This window comes from Marinobacter sp. V34 (genome assembly GCF_055524115.1).
This window is the reverse complement of the sequence record NZ_JBUPZY010000013.1, coordinates 75479-95859: the sequence shown is the minus strand read 5'-3', so window position 1 is coordinate 95859 and position 20381 is coordinate 75479. Positions and strand designations below refer to the sequence as shown.

General features: G+C 54.7%; 20 protein-coding genes. 13 read left to right on the top strand and 7 right to left on the bottom strand.

Annotated elements, in window-relative coordinates; genetic code table 11:
- Positions 1-71 precede the first annotated feature (71 nt).
- From lpxL to AC0B60_RS18485, 4 genes are read left to right on the top strand one after another with little or no spacing between them, the layout of a single operon-like run.
- Positions 72-1022: an LpxL/LpxP family Kdo(2)-lipid IV(A) lauroyl/palmitoleoyl acyltransferase gene (gene lpxL / locus AC0B60_RS18500; RefSeq protein ID WP_465087342.1), complete on the top strand. Its 951-nt coding sequence runs from the start codon at positions 72-74 to the stop codon at positions 1020-1022.
- Complete coding sequence (locus AC0B60_RS18495) at positions 1023-1970, top strand: mitochondrial fission ELM1 family protein (RefSeq protein WP_465087341.1); 948 nt, start codon at positions 1023-1025, stop codon at positions 1968-1970.
- A complete protein-coding gene (locus tag AC0B60_RS18490; protein WP_465087340.1) occupies positions 1967-3079 on the top strand; it encodes a glycosyltransferase family 4 protein in 1113 nt (370 codons plus the stop codon). The genes AC0B60_RS18495 and AC0B60_RS18490 overlap by 4 nt, the downstream gene beginning before the upstream one ends.
- Positions 3079-4137 carry a glycosyltransferase gene (locus AC0B60_RS18485; RefSeq protein WP_465087339.1) on the top strand — a complete coding sequence of 353 codons (1059 nt, stop codon included), beginning with the start codon at positions 3079-3081 and terminating at the stop codon, positions 4135-4137. Before AC0B60_RS18490 ends, AC0B60_RS18485 begins: the two co-directional genes overlap by 1 nt.
- On the opposite strand, the gene AC0B60_RS18480 is transcribed toward AC0B60_RS18485, so the two are convergent.
- Entirely contained in the window at positions 4061-4771 is a 711-nt protein-coding gene (locus tag AC0B60_RS18480) for an SGNH/GDSL hydrolase family protein (protein WP_465087338.1), read from the bottom strand. The two genes, AC0B60_RS18485 and AC0B60_RS18480, sit on opposite strands and share 77 nt — an antisense overlap.
- Positions 4772-4831: 60 nt before the next feature.
- Here AC0B60_RS18480 and AC0B60_RS18475 point away from each other — a divergent pair, with 60 nt between their 5' ends.
- The 8 genes from AC0B60_RS18475 (at position 4832) to AC0B60_RS18440 (ending at position 11874) form a co-directional block, all read left to right on the top strand.
- On the top strand, positions 4832-5500 hold the full coding sequence (locus tag AC0B60_RS18475; protein WP_465087337.1) for a YrbL family protein: 669 nt from the start codon (positions 4832-4834) through the stop codon (positions 5498-5500).
- Positions 5501-5591: 91 nt separating this feature from the next.
- Positions 5592-6500, top strand: coding sequence for a lysophospholipid acyltransferase family protein (locus AC0B60_RS18470; protein ID WP_465087336.1), 909 nt, complete (start codon positions 5592-5594; stop codon positions 6498-6500).
- A 109-nt stretch (positions 6501-6609) separates the two neighbouring features.
- Positions 6610-7449, top strand: coding sequence for a glycosyltransferase family 2 protein (locus AC0B60_RS18465; RefSeq protein WP_465087335.1), 840 nt, complete (start codon positions 6610-6612; stop codon positions 7447-7449).
- A gap of 36 nt (positions 7450-7485) precedes the next feature.
- A complete protein-coding gene (locus AC0B60_RS18460; RefSeq protein WP_465087334.1) occupies positions 7486-8304 on the top strand; it encodes a glycosyltransferase family A protein in 819 nt (272 codons plus the stop codon).
- Positions 8305-8320: 16 nt separating this feature from the next.
- The gene (locus AC0B60_RS18455; RefSeq protein WP_465087333.1) at positions 8321-9133 is read left to right on the top strand and encodes a protein kinase family protein; all 813 of its coding nucleotides are present in this window, start codon (positions 8321-8323) and stop codon (positions 9131-9133) included.
- A 13-nt stretch (positions 9134-9146) separates the two neighbouring features.
- Entirely contained in the window at positions 9147-10040 is an 894-nt protein-coding gene (locus AC0B60_RS18450) for a glycosyltransferase family 2 protein (RefSeq protein ID WP_465087332.1), read from the top strand.
- 333 nt (positions 10041-10373) lie between these two features.
- Positions 10374-11054 (top strand): sulfotransferase family 2 domain-containing protein, encoded by a 681-nt coding sequence (locus AC0B60_RS18445; RefSeq protein ID WP_465087331.1) that lies wholly within the window; start codon positions 10374-10376, stop codon positions 11052-11054.
- Positions 11055-11085: 31 nt separating this feature from the next.
- A complete protein-coding gene (locus tag AC0B60_RS18440) occupies positions 11086-11874 on the top strand; it encodes a glycosyltransferase family 25 protein (protein WP_465087330.1) in 789 nt (262 codons plus the stop codon).
- A 13-nt stretch (positions 11875-11887) separates the two neighbouring features.
- Here the strand turns inward: AC0B60_RS18440 and AC0B60_RS18435 are convergent, their stop codons facing one another.
- The 3 genes from AC0B60_RS18435 to AC0B60_RS18425 are packed head-to-tail and all read right to left on the bottom strand — an operon-like array spanning position 11888 to position 14715.
- On the bottom strand, positions 11888-13252 hold the full coding sequence (locus tag AC0B60_RS18435; RefSeq protein ID WP_465087329.1) for an O-antigen ligase family protein: 1365 nt from the start codon (positions 13250-13252) through the stop codon (positions 11888-11890).
- A gap of 57 nt (positions 13253-13309) precedes the next feature.
- Positions 13310-13993: a hypothetical protein gene (locus AC0B60_RS18430; RefSeq protein ID WP_465087328.1), complete on the bottom strand. Its 684-nt coding sequence runs from the start codon at positions 13991-13993 to the stop codon at positions 13310-13312.
- Positions 13993-14715: a 3-deoxy-D-manno-octulosonic acid kinase gene (locus AC0B60_RS18425; protein ID WP_465087327.1), complete on the bottom strand. Its 723-nt coding sequence runs from the start codon at positions 14713-14715 to the stop codon at positions 13993-13995. The genes AC0B60_RS18430 and AC0B60_RS18425 overlap by 1 nt, the downstream gene beginning before the upstream one ends.
- Before the next feature lie 188 nt (positions 14716-14903).
- On the opposite strand from AC0B60_RS18425, the gene AC0B60_RS18420 reads away from it, so the two are divergent.
- Positions 14904-15932, top strand: coding sequence for a glycosyltransferase family 9 protein (locus AC0B60_RS18420; RefSeq protein WP_465087348.1), 1029 nt, complete (start codon positions 14904-14906; stop codon positions 15930-15932).
- Positions 15933-16014: 82 nt separating this feature from the next.
- Here AC0B60_RS18420 and AC0B60_RS18415 read toward each other — a convergent pair whose 3' ends face one another.
- From AC0B60_RS18415 to glnE, 3 genes are all read right to left on the bottom strand, one after another.
- Positions 16015-16419, bottom strand: coding sequence for a DUF6165 family protein (locus tag AC0B60_RS18415; RefSeq protein ID WP_465087326.1), 405 nt, complete (start codon positions 16417-16419; stop codon positions 16015-16017).
- A gap of 37 nt (positions 16420-16456) precedes the next feature.
- Positions 16457-17383: a branched-chain amino acid transaminase gene (locus AC0B60_RS18410; RefSeq protein ID WP_465087325.1), complete on the bottom strand. Its 927-nt coding sequence runs from the start codon at positions 17381-17383 to the stop codon at positions 16457-16459.
- Between the two features lie 87 nt (positions 17384-17470).
- Positions 17471-20377, bottom strand: a complete 2907-nt coding sequence (gene glnE / locus AC0B60_RS18405) for a bifunctional [glutamate--ammonia ligase]-adenylyl-L-tyrosine phosphorylase/[glutamate--ammonia-ligase] adenylyltransferase (protein WP_465087324.1) — start codon at positions 20375-20377, stop codon at positions 17471-17473.
- Positions 20378-20381: the final 4 nt, after the last annotated feature.

The window sequence follows — 20381 nt, the reverse complement described above, 5'->3', positions numbered from 1 at the left end:
GCTTTAGCCAGGGATAATGGCCCTGCTAAACTGCGGTTCTTGCCGTTAAAAATCATCAGGGACGGACACGAGTGAAGACATCTAAACAGAGAACTCGCGACACCCGCTACGCCAGCTACCTTCATCCGCGCTGGTGGCCGACCTGGATAGGGGTAGCCACCATGTGGCTGGGGGCCCAATTGCCACTGAGGTTCCAATGGTGGCTGGGCAAACGGATTGGTGACCTCGCCTATCGCTTTGCCCACCGTCGCAAGCAAATCACCGACGTGAACATTCGACTTTGCTTTCCAGAATTATCCGAAACGGAAAAGCAGGCATTGGTGAAGGCGTCTTTTCGCGCCAACGGCATCGGTGTAATGGAGATCGGGCTGGCCTGGTTCCGCAACCCCACCAGCTTCATGTCCATTACGCAGGTGCACGGCCTCGAACACGTCGATGCAGCCCTTGCCAGAGGCAAGGGTATCCTGTTGCTGGGCGGCCATTACAGCACCCTGGACCTGGGGGGCGCCCTGGTCACCGAATACATTGAAGCCGACGTAATGCAGCGCGACCATAATAACCCATTGATGAACGCGGTGATGACCCGCGCCAGGGAAGGTCGTTACGGTATGGCACTGGACAGCCGGAACCTGCGAGGCCTGCTCAAACAACTCAAGAGCAATCGTATCGTCTGGTACGCCACGGATCAGGACTACGGCCGCAAAGGCATCGTTTTTGCCCCCTTTTTCGGGGTGCGTGCGGGGTCCATTACCGCCACCTCACGCATTGCGGATCGTAGCGACTGTGCAGTGGTGCCGTTTAGCCATTTCCGGCGGGAACACTCGCCAGGGTACGATATTTATTTCCACCCTCCGCTGGAGAACTTTCCTTCCGGAGACGACATGGCGGACGCAACACTGGTGAACAAAGCCATCGAGAACGAAATCCGCAAACACCCGGACCAGTACCTGTGGATGCATCGCCGCTTCAAGACCCGCCCCTCCAGGCAAGATCCGGACCTGTATGGCAAGGACGCAAACTGAATGCACTCCCGCACCGGCTCACACGCCCCGGTTGTCTGGCTACTGACCGACAAAAAGCCCGGCCACCGCAACCAGTTGAAAGGGCTGGGCAACCGGCTTCGGGTGCTGGCCGGCGCCAGCGTGAATGAGATTGATGCAACCGAATTTCCGCTGCCCCTGTGGAGGGCACTGGTTGGGGTTGCCCCGGCTATGGAAAAAGACCTTGGTACGCCAAGCCTGATTATCGCAGCCGGTAGCGGCACCCACCGCCTGTTGCTATCCCTGCGCCGGCTCCGGAAAGTAAAGACGGTGGTTTTAATGAGACCGGGCTTCCCCCTCAACTGGGTCGACGCGGCCATTATCCCGAAACACGATGGGGTCGCTTCCGCGAAACGCGTCCTCACAACCGAAGGCGTGGTCAACGCGATCACACCGTTGGCGCGAATAACCGATAAGCCCGAAGGCCTTATTCTCATCGGTGGCCCTTCCAACCATTTTGACTGGGACGACGACGTGGTTCTGGGGCAAGTATCCCAACTGATGGGCCACTATCCGGAGTGGCGCTGGACGATCAGTGGCTCGCGTCGCACGCCCAACAGCCTGTTATTGCAGCTGGACGAGCTGACAGGCCCGAAAGTCACGGTTGACGACCCAGAGCGGACCCACGCCAGCTGGCTCCCCCACCAACTCGCCGCCTCCCGGGCGGTGTGGGTCACACCAGACAGCGCATCCATGGCCTGCGAGGCCGCCACCTCAGGCGTTCCCACTGGCCTGTTCGAACTGACGCCCAAAACCAACAGCCGCGTTGCCAGGGGCATGGCCAGCTTGGTGGATAACGGGTACGTTGCACGCTGGAGCGACCATGCCTCGGTGATGGCAGGCACCCTGCGCGGTGCAAAGGTGTTATGGGAGGCCGACAGGGCTGCACGGTGGCTGATCGACCATTTTCTCAGAGGAGGCAAGCGTTGAGGATTCTGCAGGCGTTACCGGCGTTATACAGCGGCGGTGTTGAACGAGGCACCGTGGAATTCGCCGCCGACCTGGTGAAACGTGGGCACGAGTCCTATGTGGTTTCGAAAGGCGGGCCCATGGCGGAGCAGCTCCGTGGGCAAGGTTCGGAACACATATTCATGCCAATACACCGGAAGAACCCGGCGTCGTTCGGGCAAATCCTCCCCATGCGAAAACTGCTGCTGGAGCTGAAACCGGACATCGTGCATGTTCGCTCCCGCATGCCAGCCTGGATCATTTTCCTGGCACAAAAAACCATCCCGAAAAATCAGCGGCCGGTCGTTGTCTCGACGTTTCATGGCATGTATTCCGTCACTCCCTACAGCGCCATCATGACCCGGGCTGACCACATCATTGCCGTGTCTGGATGTGTTAGAGACTATGTTCTGAACAACTATCCTGTGCCGGAAGAAAAACTGACGGTCATCCAGCGCGGTGTGGACGTAGAGGCATTCCGTCAGCGGGAGCTCAGCCCACAATGGCTTGACCGCTGGTTCAGGCAGTACCCTCAGTTAGCCGGTAAGAAAATCATCATGATGCCCGGGCGCATTTCACGCTGGAAAGGCCAGCTGGATTTCCTGGCCATGATGTCGCGACTGGTGCAGGAACGGCCAGACTGCCACGGCGTCATCGCGGGCGGCGCCGAACCCGGCAAGGAGAAATTTCTGGAAGAACTGGAAAAAGAACGCGCCCGCCTGAACCTGGTCGACAAGGTGAGCTTCCTCGGCCAACGCAATGACATGACTACCTTGTACCTGCTGGCGAATGTGGTATGCCATATGTCCACCAAGCCCGAGCCATTCGGGCGCACAGTCACGGAAGCGCTCGCCTCTGGCACGCCGGTCGCCGCTTTCGACCGCGGCGGAGCCGCTGAAACGCTGCGAGCCTGCTTTTCCGAAGGGCTGGTGCCCCCCGACAACATCGAAGCATTCGCCGCGACAACGCTGAACCTCATCGCGAATCCCACACCAACCATTGAGATTCCCTGGCGGTTCCGGCTGGAGGCACAGACCGAATCCTCGCTTCAGGTCTATGACAGCCTTCTCGCACACAAACAGGCACCGTAATGAATGCTCAAGGCCGGCTAACTGTTGCACTGGTCATCGCCACTCCCGGCACAGGCTGGGGCGGCATGGAAACGCACACGGCTGACTTGGCCAGCGCTCTATCGGAAAAGGGCCACACAGTACACGTTCTGGCACACGACGCTTACAGGGAGCGTTTTGTGGAACCCGTTCATTTTCATCCACTGCCCTTCCAGCTCGGGCGCCGCAATCTCTGGTTAAAGTACCGCCTACGCCGTTTACTTCGCTCTATCCAACCCGACATCCTTCACGCTCAGGGCAATAAGGCCGCGAGCCTGATCAGCACCACCCTTCAAATGGCAGGCGCAACGTTGGGCACGCTTCATGGCACCAAACGCTCCCACGGCGCGTTCGCGCGACTGGACGGTGTGATTGGTGTCAGCCGCAACATGACCAACTCGATAGTTCACCCCAATACACGGCTGATCCACAATGGATTGCAACCTGCGGATACCTACAGCGATGGCAACGCAAGCGCCACCATCGTCCCGATTCCCGAGGAACGCCCACTCTTGCTGGCAGCTGGCCGCCTGGAACCCGTCAAGCAATTCGACCGGCTTATCCACGCCTGGGCAGCCGCTGACTGCGGTGGCAGGCTGGTCATCCTTGGAGAAGGCAGCCAGCGCCCTCAACTCAACGCATTGATTCGGGAGTTGGAAGTCACAGATCGCGTTCTGCTTCCGGGGCATGAATCCGGAGTGATGCCCTGGCTTCAGGCCGCGACTGCCTGCAGCATCACCTCTAGTCGGGAGGGTTTCCCCTATATCATGGTAGAAGCCCTGATGGCCGGATGCCCGGTCCTGTCGACGCCGGTTAGCGGTGTAGGGGAATTCCTGCCAGAACAGAGCATTGCGGCGTCTGACAGCGTTGAGGATATCACCACACTGATTCGCACTAATCTGAGCAACCCTGAGGCGCTAAGGGACTCCCAAAGCTGCAGTTTTCGTCAGGCCCAAGAGCAACTCAGCCTTGAGGCGATGGTGTCGAAAACAGAGACTTTCTATCGGGACCTGTTGACCCGTGTTTCGACAGCGCGCTGATCACCGTATCCGCCAGCAGTCGATGCCCGGTTTCGGTCAGGTGTGTTCCATCCGCCATCAGAGACTGGGTTTTTTGCCGCCATAGCAGACCGTAGGCATCGGCCATGACCGTATTGGGCACACGCTTGGCCAACCCGCTTAGCCCCTCATTGTAGCGTTCAATGCGGGGATTTCTGGGCTCATCGAGGTTCGGTGGCGTAGCCACCAACACAAACACGGTGTCAGGCGCCGAGCTCACCACCCGTTCAATATTGCGAAGATACTCGTCCAGCGGCACTTGCTCCACCGCGCCCAAACGGTCCTGCAAATGGAAACGCCGGGCCCATTTCTTCAGCTTCTTGACCAGCTTTCGGGCAAACTTCCTGCTGGGACTGTCCGGGTAATAAAGCACATAGGGGGCACCGCGAAAGGTGAGCCAGGAATCAACGAGTCCGTACTGAATAAACACCAGTTTATAATTCCTGGGCGGGAAGGCCTCAGCATACTGAAGCAGCTCACGTGTAGTGCTCATGGTGTGGCCGCAATTGGTAAGCGAAAGCCCCAATTGCTGAGCGACGATCTGCGACCAGACCGGTTCGTGGTAGTCTTTCAGGCCTTCGGTATTACAATCACCGTAGGCAATACAACCGTTCATAGCGTAGCTTCCCGAGGCTTCCGTTGCACAAAGCAATAAAACGAGATCCGGATACGATCCATGATTGACCTGTCAGGCATTGAACCATTCGCCTCTGGCTACAACCGACACTGCTACCGACATCCGGATGATCCGGCATTGTGTCTCAAAGTACTGCGGCCTGAAAACATCGAAGCACGCTTCCAGAGACAAGCCTGGCCAAAGAAGGTACTCGGCAGAACGAGGATTGATGACAACCGCCAGGAACTCAGGGCTCATCAACAGCAAGCCATCCGGAGGCTGATCGCAGACGGCGACAGCGAATTGGTCTGGGCCCATCTGCCGCATTTTCTCGGTGCAGTGGACACCTCACTCGGCCTGGCAAATATGAGCGAGCTTCTCGTAGGAAACGACGGCGTACCGGGCGAAACGTTCGAGCACTACCTGAAAGACCATGGATTTGATCGACCAATGCGGGATGCCGCAGACCGCTTCTGCAACTGGTTACTCGACACCGGCATCCTCACCAGGAACCTGCTGCCTCACAACCTTGTGATTGCCGACAGGAACGGGCAACCGGAGCTGTTCCTGGTGGACGGGCTCGGCGCTCCCACCATACCCGACAAGCTGGCCAGATTCCCCGCATGGCGACAGCGGTACATTGGCCGTCGTATTCGGCGCTTTTACCTGAGAATTGGCTGGGAAACCGGCGACCGAAGCACAAGCTGGGAAGCCTCACAAAAGCTGTAATCGCCAACGGGAACATTCATCAACCTTGCCGCCCAAGCCGGATGGTGGTAGCTTCCGCTCATCCTGTTTCCTGTTGATAGTCCTCCGGATTATGGCGCTTTCCAAAGCAACGTTTCTGATTACTGCTCTCCGGCTTGCCGGCAAACTGCCTCTGCGTGGCGCCCAGCTTGTCGGCCGATTCCTCGGGATGCTCAGTTGGATGTCCAAATCCCAGTACCGCAAAGTCACTGACATCAACCTGAAAATCTGCCTGCCAGAGCTAACCGATGAACAGCATGACCGCATGGTACGTTCCAGCCTGCGGCACACTGGCCAGACAATGATGGAAATCCCCCTGATGTGGGAGTGGCCTGTAGAACGCTGCCTGGACCTGATTCGCGAAATTGAAGGCGAGGAACTATTGGCTGAGGCCAAAAAAGATGGCCGTGGGCTTTTGTTGCTGGCCCCACACCTTGGCAACTGGGAACTCACTGGCCTTTATTTTTCCTCGCGATACCGCATGGCCGCCCTTTACAGCCCACCCCATATCCAGGAGTTCGAGGATTACATGATCCAGGTTCGCGGGCGCATGGGCTCAGAGCTGGTTCGTGGTGACCGTCGTGGGCTGGCAAGGCTGATTACGCTGCTTAGGGAAGGAGAAGTCGCCGGCATCCTCCCGGACCAGAGCCCAAGGGGCAAAGGCAATGCCTACGCGCCCTTCTTCGGCATGGAGGTGCGCACCATGACTCTGGTCTCGAAGCTGCTACAGAAATCCGGTGCCAAGCCCCTGGTCACCTACTCCGAGCGCCTGAAAGACGGCGAAGGCTTCAGGCTGGTGATTCGCGAATGCGAGCCAGGCATCGCCGACCCGGACCCGGTAACCGCCACAACCGCCCTGAACAAATCCATTGAGGATGTGGTGCGCGAAGTGCCGGAACAGTACCAGTGGGAGTACAAGCGCTTTCGCCACCGCCCAACCGGCCTACCTCACCCTTACCGACCTGGGCGAGTGTGTAAGTAAATCCCCCGTACACAGCCGGTGCCCGCCGGAGCCTAAAACTGTATAATCCGCGTACCGAAGCAGTTTCCACGACTGCCTGTTTTCCCTGAATAAAGGCCAGGCCGGATCCATGTCACCAGAACGCATTGGTGTTGTCATCACCACCTACAATTCCCCGCTATGGCTGAGCAAGGTTCTGACGGGTTATGAAAACCAGAGCCAGCCGGACTTTCGGGTGATCATTGCTGATGACGGGTCAACCGACGAGACCCGCACCCTGATCGACCAATTCCGCGAGCGCGGCATTCTGCGGATCGACCATGTTTGGCACGAGGACGAAGGCTTCCGAAAATGCCAGATCCTTAACAAGGCCATTCGGGAAACCGACTGCGACTACCTGATCTTCACGGACGGCGATTGCATCCCGGAACCGGACTTCATCGCCACCCATCAACGGCTGGCCGAGCCCGGCGTTTTCCTATCCGGTGGCTATATCAAGCTCACCATGCCGGTCTCAGAAGCGATTTCCGACGACGATATCCGCAGCGGCATCATCTTTGATCCACAGTGGCTCGTCAGCAAGGGCCAACCGAAGAACCACAAGCTCTGGAAGCTGTCCAACTCGTCCCTGAAGAAGACACTCCTGAATGCCGTCACGCCCGCTGCAGCCAGCTGGAACGGTATGAACAGCTCCACCTGGACCAAAGACCTGATTGCGGTCAATGGCTTCAACGAAGACATGCAATACGGTGGCCTGGACCGGGAACTCGGAGAGCGCCTCTGGAACTTCGGCCACAAGTCCCGGCAGATTCGCTACAGCACCGTGTGCCTGCATCTGGATCATGCCCGCGGCTACTCGAAGCCAGAAATCTGGGCGAAGAACCGCGCTATTCGCAAAGACGTGAAACAGAATGGAACCTTCTGGGCAGTAAAGGGCATCGATAAGGGCGAGAACACCCAGTCGTCCTAACGTGTTGAACTCTCAGTACTGCTTAAGGAGCGGACCATGAAAGTCAAAGAGTATCCACCGTCGCTAGCGCGCATGATATATCTGAACTCCCTGAAGGCCACTGGACTACACGATCCCTCCAGAGGGAGCGAGCTTCCCGTCATTATTTCACTCACTTCCATTGAGTCACGACTCAAGTGTGTGCATCTGGCCGTTCGCAGTGTTCTGAGACAATCACAACCGCCGAAGAAGATCATTCTCTGGCTCGGGCACGAATGCGAAAACAAGATTCCGGGAAAGCTGCATCGTCTGCAAGGACCGCGCTTTGAAATAAGATTCAGGCCCGATGTTGGTCCACACACTAAACTGATTTACTGCCTCAAAGAGCATCCGTCAGAAATAATAGTGACGTGTGACGACGACCTCATGTACCCACAGGGATGGCTGCAATCCCTCTATCATGCTCACACAAAAAATCCAGATGAGATCATAGGCCACCAGTGCAGAAGAATTCGCTACTCGGAAACCAGATCTCCGGCGCCGTACCGTCAATGGACCTATGAGGCCCCTGACAGCTCTGACCCATACACTATGCCACTAGGTTACGGTGGGGTGCTCTATCCGCCGGGATCATTGTCAGAGATGTCTACGTCGAGTGACTTGTTCTTGAAGCTGTCCCCCAAAGCAGATGATCTTTGGTTCAAAGCAATGAGCCTCCTGGCGGGAACGTCATCTCGAAATACGATGAAGGCGGAACGCAAACCCTACCCGATTCCGTTCTCTCAAGGCGTTGCCCTTAAGAAGTCAAATGTTCGAGAAGACGCAAACCGAGATCAGTGGATGGAGCTCGCGGAACACTTTGACCTGCACCCTTAACGCCGGCTAAAAACTGATGAAATATTTGCGCCATCCAGACTATCAAGCACTCGCCCTCTCGAACCGGACAACCCTGTTCGCAAAAGACACGGTTAGTGCAGCTCCAGCGTCGGAAAAATCCTGGCAACAGGAAATTTGTCGAATGCTCGACTCTGAAGAGCCAAAACTGACTAGCTCAATGGCCAGCTATACCCCCCCGCTGCTGCTAAAAACCAATACGCTTAAATATTTCAGCCAAAAACTTCGAGCACGCTTTGGCATTCAGCGCCACGGGCGCTTCGAATGGGCGACCGCGGAACTCGACACTGCCCTTCGTATGCAGGGCAAGCCCTATATACCAGAGATTTACGCCTACGGTTGGCGGGTTGATGGCTTTGGTCTTCCTGAGCAGACATTTTCGGTGACGGAGAACCTGTCTAGCGCCATCACGCTGGAAGATTACGCCCTGCAACAACCGCAACGCGCCGCAGACGCAATGAAACTGGCATTCGATACACTCCTGGATGCACTGAAAGATGGCTTGTTGCATCTTGACCCCTGGGCCGGCAATTTTTTACTTTGTCCGGACCTCACGCAGTGCTGGCTTATTGATCTTGAATTTTCGAAAATCGACTCCCCGGTCCCGCTGGAGAAACAGTTAGGGTTTTCATTTGGTTTTTTCTACCGCAGCAAGTTCGAGAAGCACTGGTCACGCGAAAGGTATTTGTCGTTCGTTGAAAGCTGGTTTAGGGCGTCTGCTCCTGAACTCAGTTTCGGGGCTTTTCAAGAGCATTTTGGTTTTTATCTAGATAACCACGTGAAGCGCAAGAAACGTTTTTCAGCTTTCTGAGTATATTTTCACTATGCCATCATCAATCGACGTCATCATTACCACGAAAAACCGCCCCATCTATGTTGCGGAGGCTATTGAATCTGTCGTCAATCAGACAAAGCCGGCAAATTCGATCATTATCGTCGATGACGGAAGCAACACTCCTATTGCAGACCAGCTCGACCCAAGGCTTTCGGAGTTATGCACCGTAATTCGAAATGAACATAGCGCCGGTGTATCTGCCGCTCGTAATCAAGGGGTTAATGCCACTACTGCGGACTGGATAGTATTTCTCGATGACGACGACTGGATTGACCGGGAGTTTATCGAATCAATTGATGCCACCATTAACGATCAACGCCTTGCAAAAATCTTCTGGCCTTCCCGCTTGATAGTCAACGAGACATCAGGCGAAACCAAGCCCCGGAAAACACCGGCAGTAGCTCCGGGCACGGACACACTCAGCGTAGAGTTAATGGCCAGCCTGATGGAAACCGGCTGCTCTGGCACAACCGTTCACAAATCTGCCTTCGGCAAGGTAGAAGGTTTCGACGAGTCACTGATTGTTTCCGAAGATCGCGATCTGACGTTCCGGCTGCTAGCAGCTGGTTTTCTTGCGCTTCCTGCTCAGCAGGCAGTGATCAACATACGGGTGCATGACGCCCCCCGTCTCAGCAGTAGCGAAAAATCTGAACTACAGGCCAAGTCAGACCTCAAGGCAATTGAAAAGAATCTGGACTTCTTGACCAAGCACCCCGTTCTTGCGGAAAAGTTCATGGGGAGGGCTGCTAAGCGCTTATGGGACCGTAGTCACCAAAGCGAAGCACTATACGTCATTAAACTGTTGGCGCGAATCTGCCCTTACTCCATTCGCGTGCGTCAAAGGCAATTGAAGTGGTTGCTCGCTTCAGCCTTTTCCAAGTAACTGAGGAGCGTGCCAGATACCGTATATTTGCCGGAGGGCTTGGCACCCCTGCGGCAATTTGTAGTAGTGACCTGCACCCAACTTTCTAATCCATCGTGATCTTAGTAATGTTCATCACCAGAATGGCCGAAACCCGAGATACAGAGAACAAGATGATCACCGGGAGATGTCCATAATTATGACCCAAGCCACAAATCCACGGCTCAACAGTTGGACGCGCTTGCTGAGACGTCGCATGACTTGCGCTGGGTTGTTGATTTTGAGTCAGCTTGTTGTTTTGAAGCTCAACGGCTGGGATCATAACGCGAAGTTACCAAAGCAACGAGAGCGCCCATGCCACGACAACAGAGCAAATTCTCACTCCGGGTCAAGCACCTACTGAAACTGAAATATCACAAAGAACTACAGGGCTCATATCGTCTTGAAAAATTCAATGAATACAACATGATATTCATACATATACCGAAGGCGGCGGGGACCGCCATCAATCAGGGCCTTTTTGGGCGACTGGCCGGATTGGGGCATGCGCCTTGCCAGAAATACCTGCAGATATATGGAAGTGCCAAGTTCAACTCAATGTTCAAGTTCACCTTCACACGCAATCCCTACGATCGTTTCGTTTCGGCCTACGAATATCTACGAACCGGGGGGAACAACTCCCACGACCTCCTTTTCAAGAGAGAGGTCATTGATAAATACAAGAACTTTGATGACTTCGTGTTAAACGGATTCTCTAGTAATGAAAAAATACAGAAGCATATTCATTTCAAAAGGCAAACCGATTTTCTCTATATTGACAACAAACTTGTAGTTGATTTTGTTGGCCGCCACGAAAACATCCAGAAGGACTACCAGTACATTGCAAGTATGATCCACGACGCTAAAGATCTGGAAACCAAGAATACGAGTGCTCGAGAAAAAGACTTCGAAGGGTACTTCCTGAACGGCTCGGTCAAAGACGTCATTTATAATTTCTACGAGCCCGACTTCAGGTTATTGAAGTACGATTTTTAATACATTTATGATATTAACCCGAGATAACTGAATGAACCCTGGAACATACCCAATCTACCTCGTTTCTTTGGATCAGGATTCAGAGAAGAGAAGAACACTCGAAGATCGCTTTCCTCGTCATTTCCCAACAATGATAAGGATTAATGCTGTTGACGGCAGAAGGCTCAGCGCAAAAGAGTTTTTCGAACATATTGCCACGCCGATGGCACAAGGCCATCGACTGATGCTACCTGGCGAGGTTGGGTGCAGCTTAAGCCATGTGCACGCTCTGGAGTCCTTCCTTAGCTCAGGGGCTGACGTTGCCCTGATTCTGGAGGACGATGTTATTGGCAATGATGGCGACATTGACGCCATCATGGAATTGGGCGCAGCACTTCCATCCGAATCATTGCTCATATGCGGAGGACAGCAAGGGATGCCCGCACGAAAATACATTTTCGGAAAATCAGCGAGCACCAACGGTTTATTTCGTCTTGCGCCCTACTCTAACAGCCATATTTTTCGCACCTGTTGTTACGTGGTAACGCCGGTAAGCGCAAAACAGATTCTCGACATTCAGAAACGATCTTTAAGATTGGCTGATGCGTGGGGAACATTCTTTCGTGGATCTGAAACGAACATATATTATGCAGATCAACTCGCACACCCCAAAGAACTATCTGGCAGTCACCTTGAGCAAGAACGCTCCCAGCTGGAGTACAAATCAACTATTGGTGCCCGAAAGATTGTTGCTCTCGTAAAACGCCGCATTTCCCATATAGCTCGTAAACTGGGAGCTTTGATATGCCTGTTGAAAGGCTACAGGCGGGTTGTCAAGTGACACCCGCTTTCCTTTAGCATTCCACGGATGAGGCTCGTGTATTCTCAGATCTTTTTGCCAGGAGATCTTTATAGATAAAGGAAACAGGAATCCCTAACAAGAGGGTCATTATGTGCAGACCGTATACGTCATCGAAGAAAAGACCATAGAAGTTAGCTGCGAGCATAAATAGGGCGATGGAAGTAAAGGTGAAGTTCCTTAGTTCTGTCGACATATTCCCTCGTCTGCAAGCCTGTTGGGATCGATACAATACCCAGACAAACAGAGAAAGAATGATAATAAGCCCTCCGACGCCATAGCGAACAGTCAACTCAAGATAGGAGTTGTGTAACTGACGATAGTACTTAAACTTTTCATTAGTCTTCGACTCCTGCTCCAGCACATACCGCCCAGCTCGGTAGCCCCAGCCAGAAAACGGTCGCTCAGCTATCCATTTTGCACCGACTATCCAGAACTGTGCTCGCAACCCCCAACTGCTATTGGGAAAAGAATCAAAGTCACCCTCGAAGATTGTTCGGACCGTCGATAGCTCTCCACCATACTTTTCATAATTCTTACCCGCCAGCTCAGTCTGAGCGCCCGCCAATAAAAGCAGAAGAAACGACAACAGAGCTATCCCGGTATAGCGCTTGTTTCGCAGAAGCACCTTTCGCTTCTTCAACACACTATGTAAACCGAAGACGAGGAGAACCAATAGCAGGCACGCCAACACCCCGCGCGTTTGCGTCATAAGAAGCGTGCCGATACATAAAAGCAATAGAGTCACCCAAACCAATGCGCCTAGCGATACAATGGAGTGAACTCCAAAAAACCTTTTCCTAAAAGCAAGCAGCCCAAGCACGACGAGAGAAAGATACAATGCTGTCCTGATCGGGTTAAGCCCCAGACCTTCCCGCCCCCCCCGCAAACCATGAAAGAAATCATCCAGGCCGTCCCCTAAAACCCAAGGGATCATAAATATCAATACGGCCATCAGGAAGACTAATGTCCTGAGATTACTGGTACGCCCCCCAAGAGCAATAGCCACGATCAGAAAGGCAAACTTATCCAGGTAGTCTTCAATCGAAGGGCCACTTCGAGCAATCTCAGGATGGTCAATCAACAAAGAAATCCACGTAAAAGTCATTTGTACTACAACTAACAGCATCAACCAAACCGGGTAGGATGACCTGGCAACAGCAGAATAACGAAATAGAACAAACGCACCGAACAGATAGAACGGAATCTTGACTGAGTCAAACCACTCGACCGAAAGCAATGGGGTTGCTAGGAAAGCCGCTGCGAAAATTAGCACAAGCCACCGATAAAATATGGGGGATTCTATTAATGGATTATCACCAGCTTTACTTAGCTGCATGACTCCTTCTGGTGGCTTCATTCATGCTCCTAAAATCGGGAATTCGACATTGTCTGTTTGAACGTGATCGGTATCTCTTCAGTCAAACTGGCGGGGCTGAATATTCCGACTGGCCCTCTTAGCATCCAGCACGGCCCGACAGTCCTTAACGCGCGCCCAAAAAGCGCTGTCATCCCACCCAGAAGTTTTCCCAACAAAGGCGACGTCCAAATAAGCAGTCAGTAGGCTCTCCACTAACTCCTCATCCGGCAAACGGGCCGCAACATTGGCAAGGTTCGATACGGCAACGCCGAGCGGAAGCATCCGTGGGTAAATTCGAATGTCATCCTCGTCAACCATGAAAATCGTTCCACTCTCTTCCATCAAGAAATTGGTCAGGTTACCGTCCGGCTGTTCAATACCCCGTTTATGAACACCGGCTATGGTCTTGCCCAAGAGGCGAATAATATCGATCTGTCTTGAGCGGGAGGATTCCTCCATCAGCACCGCTCTGAGCGGTCGAAAACCCTCCAGAAACTCGGTGCCATAACCAAAGCATCTTTCCGATGTAATCCAGCCGGCGAACACTATAGGCGGCACGGGCCCACCCACTCGCCGGATTTTCTTACCACGACGCAGCGCCCGGATCCAATGAATCAGCCCAAACAATGGTTTGCGGTAGCACTTAATCGCAGCCGGCTGCCCGTCCACCAATCCCCGATAGGTAATCCGGGTTCTGCGGATATTGGAATGGAGCTCTTCTTCGAGTTTAACGATGGTCATTAAAGTGATTCAGGCCTAGTATGGGGAGTATAAACTTGCGATTGGCGATGGTAGGCCTGCAGCAGGCGCTTCCAGGAACGCTCTTGCTGCGAATAGGATAAAGCAAGGCATCGTTTGCGCACGGAACGCTGAAGCCGTTCCAGATTTCGCCGCTTCCATGCTGAATCTGTTTTATTCTGGCTCTCAGGTACCAGTTTGCATCGGTCAAAATCGATCAGATAGAGCTGATTCCCCGCCACGAGTATGTTGTCGCAGTTCAGATCAACATGGTTGAGCCCGTTGTCGTGAAAGCTGCGAATGAGCTGCCCCAGTTGCATCCACAGCGTTTCATCGCTCAAACGATCGCTGCCAGGAAACGTGACGGAATTCGGAATTCGCTTTACCAGTATAGCGGCCCGATACCAGAAAAACCGGTACTTCCAGGCAATGGCGGCAACAGGTTCAGGAACTGGCAGTCCCAGCGAGCGTAGCCGCCGCAGTAATCGGAACTCCGCCAAAGACCGGGTCTGCTCAAAGCCGGTAAACAAATACGTCTTTTCCGCGAACTTGGCCATCATGCCGCCGCGTCTGTAATGACGAAGCACCATGCCAGGCGGCTCCATATCAATAAACCAGGCTCCGCCACGTCCACCAGAGGTGACCGGAGTCGCCCGTCCCTCCCAGAATTCAGGGAGCAGCCAGGAAGCTGCAACACCTTCATACTCCGGTGAGACCAGCAGCAATGACGTTCCGGAATCTGAGTGAGTGCCCGTTGCCAATGTCAAAAGATCGTTTCCCTCAGCCCTGCAAACCCATGGTGTGCAGGTAAAGACGTTAAAAGCCCAGTAGGCTAGAATGGCGCTCAGTTTACCAACGAGCCCCGCCCGGCTCCACATCCGGCAGTGAAAGATTGGAAACGGACCGTAACTTGATTAACTCCATCTGTATATTACGCCTCTCCGCCATTGGCGACGTCACCCATGTCATTCCCGTGGTATTAAGCCTTCAGGAACAGTTACCAGGCATTAAAATCACCTGGGTGATCGGCAAGATTGAAGCCAAACTGATTGGTGACCTGCCCGGCGTGGAGTTTGTTGTCTTCGACAAGAAAGCCGGCCGAAAAGGATATGCTGATTTACGCAACACACTGAAAGACAGAAAGTTTGATGCCTTGCTTCATATGCAGGTGGCATTCAGGGCCAATCTGGCGGCGGCGATTATTCCGGCAAAGGTGAAAGTAGGGTACGACAACGCCCGTAGCAAGGACCTTCACAGCCTGTTTATAAACCGCAAGATTGCTCCTGCAACACAACAGCACGTGCGGGACTGCCTGGCAAGCTTTCTGGTGCCACTTGGCCTGGAACCCGCCGCACCTAATTGGGTCATTCCGTTGGCTTCCGAAGACCATGAGTTCGCAGGGCAACACCTCGCGACGGACCGTAGGAACCTCGTGATCAGCCCCTGTGCCAGCCACACCCTCCGCAATTGGCCCGCGGAGCGTTATGCGCGCCTGGCGGATCACGCCATCCACACTCACGGCATGAAGGTAATCCTGGTGGGTAGCCCTGCGCCTTTTGAGGCGGAATTTTGCACGGAAATTGAAAACGCTATGAAGGAACAGGCGCACAATATCTGTGGCAAGGATACGCTGAAACAGCTTACGGCGTTGTTGGGCAGTGCCGACCTGGTGGTCGCACCGGATACAGGACCAGCCCACATTGCAAGCTCAATGAACACGGATGTATTGGGCATTTTTGCAGCCAGCAACCCCTATCGTTCTGGCCCCTACAATTCGCTGCAATGGTGCGTGAATCGATATCCGGAAGCGTTGGCACGGTTTACCGGCAAAACAGTTGAGCAGGCTCGCTGGGGTGCCAAAGCGGAATTCGAAGGGGCGATGGAAATGGTAACGGTAGAGGACGTGACTGGGATGCTGGATCAGTGGGTTGCTCAGCGCTGATCCTGCCATACCCTTACCGCCCCGCCCTCTCTCCCGGGAGGGGAAAGAGGGCGCTTGGACTCCAGCATCAGAGTATGCCGGCTTACTTGCGGGCTGTGTAATCCTGGTAGGACTTTTCTTCCACGAAACGGGAGCCAAGGGCCAGGTTCACGTCCTTCTTGATGGCGGCGCGCTTGTCGTTGGTGACATAGACGGCACGAGCCAGTTCGATGAACTTGGAACCAAAATCCTGAGCGGCTTCCTGATCACGAATGTCGTCTTCGATTTCCCAGAGCGCCTCGTTCACTTCTTTTAGCTGCTCGCGCAGATCCGCTATAGCCGCCTGATCCTGAACCGCCTCGTTCCAGGTGGCACTCAGTTCGTCCAGCTCGAGCCGAACATTCTTAACCTTTTCCGCGTCTGCAATGCGTTCGGACTTGATCTCCAGAATAGTGATCTTGTCCAGCACTTCGCCGAAGGAGACCGGCACTTTGATAACGTCTGCCATTTGCTCTTCCTGCAGGTGTTGTTAGTGGAACACGGCGTTAACCGTTAACCGCCGTCAGCCAGTGTGAATGCGCGGCACTCTTGCCCTTCACTGCGTCGAAATACATACCTTGCAGCTTCTCAGTCAGCGGGCCGCGCTTGCCAGCGCCAATCATACGGCCGTCCAGTTCACGGATCGGCAGTACTTCGGCGGCGGTACCGGTGAAGAAGGCCTCATCCGCGATATAGACCTCATCCCGGGTGATACGACGCTCTTTCACCGGAATATTCAGCTCTTTCGCGAAATCCAGGATGGTCTGACGGGTGATACCTTCCAGGCAGGACGTCAGCTCCGGCGTATGGAGCACGCCGTCACGCATAATGAAGATGTTTTCGCCGGAACCCTCAGCCACGTAGCCTTCGTTATCCAGCAACAGGGCTTCTTCACAGCCACTGGCAATGGCTTCGTTCAGGGCCAGCATGGAGTTAATGTAGTTACCGTTGGCCTTGGCCTTACACATCGTGATGTTGACGTGATGCCGCGTGTAGGAGGAGGTCCGGACCTTGATACCCAGCTCCTTCGCTTCCGGTGACATGTAGGATGGCCAGCTCCAGGCGGCGACCATGACATGAACCTTGAGGTTGTCGGCGCGTAGCCCCATGCCTTCGGAGCCGAGAAACACCATCGGGCGCAGGTAGGCTTCGTCCAGGTTGTTTTCCCGCACTGCAGCGGTCTGCGCCGCATTCAACTCGTCCTTGCTGAACGGCATGGTCATGTTCAGGATATGGGCCGAGCGGAAAAGACGATTTGTGTGATCTTCCAGCCGAAAAATCGCAGCGCCCCTTTCGGTGCTGTAAGCGCGGACACCCTCGAAACAGCCCAGGCCGTAGTGCAGAGTGTGGGTCAGCACGTGAGTTTTGGCTTCCCGCCAGGGAACCATTTCACCATCCAGCCAGATCAGGCCATCGCGATCAGCCATCGACATTGTTTCTGCTCCTAAAGCGCTCTATTCGGGAAACCGGCATTCTAGCAGGAAAACTCGGGCTTACGAAGAGGCGCCATCCCCCTTCCATCAACCCAACATAACTCGATTCCACATACTTTGGATGTAATCACGTTCTTCGGGAAACGCGTCACCCGCCACCTGGCTGTTCAGGTTCTGCAGTGCCCGCCGGTGTATGGTGGAGCGCAGGGTGATAAACGTTTCCCTGAGTTTCTCAGTATCTTCCACCGGCAATATCCCCGCTCGGCCCAACTCCTCCATCTGGCGAATATTATCGGACCACTGCGTCAGTTCCGGATGCTCGGAACACCACGCCAGCATCAGATACTGCACCATAAACTCGATATCGATAATGCCGCCATAATCGTGTTTGATATGGAAAACCTCAGGCACCTTGCCTTCGACTTTCGGGGTGCCCAGAGCGGTGCGCATTTTCTCGCGCATGCTGACCACTTCTTCCCTCAGTTCGGCACGATCCCTTTGCTGACAAAGGATGTCAGCGCGCAGCTTTTCGAAAGCTTCCAACGTTTCCCGGCAGCCTGCCACACCACGGGCACGGGCCAGCGCTTGATGCTCCCAGGTCCAGGCATCGTTACGCTGGTACTTATCGAAGGCAGACAGGGTACTGACCAGCAACCCCGAACTCCCCGAGGGTCGCAGGCGCATATCCACTTCGTAGAGTTGCCCGGACGGCGTCTGGGTGTTGAGAATGTGCACAATGCGCTGTCCGAGCCGAGTGTAGAAAACGGCGTTATCGATGGGCTTGTCACCATCTGTTGACTGCTCCGGATCGGCATCGTGGATAAAGACCAGATCGAGGTCCGAGGTGTAGCCAAGTTCGATACCGCCCAGCTTGCCATAGCCGACAACCGCGAAATCGGTGTCACAGGCTGAGCCATCCTCACGCCGGGGGTAGCCATGGCGGCTAACCAGATTAGCGAACGCCACGTCTACCACATGGTCCAGCACCACTTCGGCAATCCACGTCAGATAGTCACTGACCTTCATTAAAGGCAGGGTTTCCCGCAGTTCCGAGGCAGCCACCCGCAATATGTGGGCTTTCTTGAAGTGCCGCAGAGTCTCCATCTGTTCCTCGAGATCTTCGTAGGGTATCCGCAGCATTTGCTGGCGCAGGTCATCCTGGAGCTCGGTTTTGGCTGGAGGGCTGTACAGGCTCTCTGCATTCAATAGCTCGTCGAGCAGCAAGGGCGTTTCCGCCAGCTGGCTTGCAATCCAGGGACTCTCACTGCATAGGCGGACCAGCTGGGTCCTGGCACCGGGGTTCTCCAATAGCAGCACCATGTAAGCGGTTCTGCGCAGGATCGCCTCAACCAACTGAAGAACCCGTACCAGCGTCTGGGAGGGCCCCTCCACGTGAGTAAGCGCTTCCAACAATACCGGTATGAATTTGTTCAATCGCTGCCGCCCTTGGGTCTGCAGCGTCTGCAACGTGCGGTTCCCACGCAGATCGCTGAGGGCAGAATAGCTGCCTTCGGCGTCCTCGAAACCATGTTCACCGAGCCAGGCGGTCGCCACCGCCTCGTCCATTTCACCCAACCAAAGCTCCTGCCAGCCTTCATCAAGCGTCGCCGTTTCGTGTTCTTCGTCCTCGATGGCAATGATATCCGCGAAATGCGTGGCTACCCGTTTGCGATGCTTTTCCAGTTCTGTGAGGCAGGCTGCCCAGTCATCAAACCCCATGATCAGCGCTACACGGGCTTGTGACAGATCGTCGTCCGGCAGCAGCTGGGTCTGCTTGTCTTCCATGCCCTGAAGGGCATGTTCAAGATTGCGAAGGAAGACATAGGCCTCCTTCAGCTCCTTCACCACCGGTGACGGCAGCAGCTCCAGCTCTTCCAGCTCCTTCAGGATTACCAGCAATTCCCGCTGCTGTAATTCCCGGTCACGGCCGCCCCGGATCAACTGGAAGGCCTGCACCACGAATTCAATCTCGCGGATGCCGCCATTGCCAAGTTTGATGTTATTTTCCAGGCCCTTGCGGCGCACTTCCCGGCTGATCATGGATTTCATTGCCCGCAAGGATTCGAAGGCACTGAAATCAATATACTTGCGATAGACAAAGGGCTTCAGGCTGTCCATCAGCACCTGCCCCGCCTGCTGGTCACCGGCCACAACCCGGGCCTTTACCATGGCATAGCGTTCCCAGTCCCGCCCCTGGTCCTGGTAATAGGTTTCCAATGCAGCAAAACTCAATGCCAGCGCACCACTCTGGCCATAGGGGCGCAGGCGCATGTCCACGCGGAACACAAAGCCATCGGCGGTGATCTGATCCAGCGCCTGGATCAACCTTTGGCCCAGACGGATGAAAAACTGTTGGTTATCAATGGATCGGCGTCCGCCACGGGTTTCGCCCTTCCCCGGGAACGCGAAGATGAGGTCAATATCAGAAGAAACGTTGAGCTCGTGCCCACCCAGTTTCCCCATACCCAGAACAATCAGGGGTTGCGGGCCCTCCTCACCCGTCGCCGGATTTATTCCCCACGGCGTTCCTGATTGCTCACAGGTGTCTTCGTACAACCAGTCCAGGGCTCCCTGGATACAGATATCGGCGAAATCACTGGTGGCCGCCATGGTTTCGGCAAGGTCTGCCCAGCGCATCAAATCCCGCCAGATAATCCGGAACTGTATTTCCGTCCGGAATCGTCGCAACGCCGTATGGAGCCCTCCTTCATCAACCACCTCTGACAGGAACTCCTGCCAGCGCTGGCGCAGGTAATCCGGCGTTGTGGGCTCAGCCAGGGGACGGGACTGGCATAGCGCCGCGACCTGCTCCGGATGGCGCTCAAGAGTGCGCCTGACAAACAGGCTGCGCGCGACGGCCTGGGCCACATCCTCATCGGAAACACTGCCCTGAGCGCCCAAAAAACTGGGCACTCCCTCAGGAAACACCGAAGACCAGGCACCGCCAACCTCTTCTGCCAGACTCTTCGGTAAGGAGCGCCAAGGCTCGGACATAATG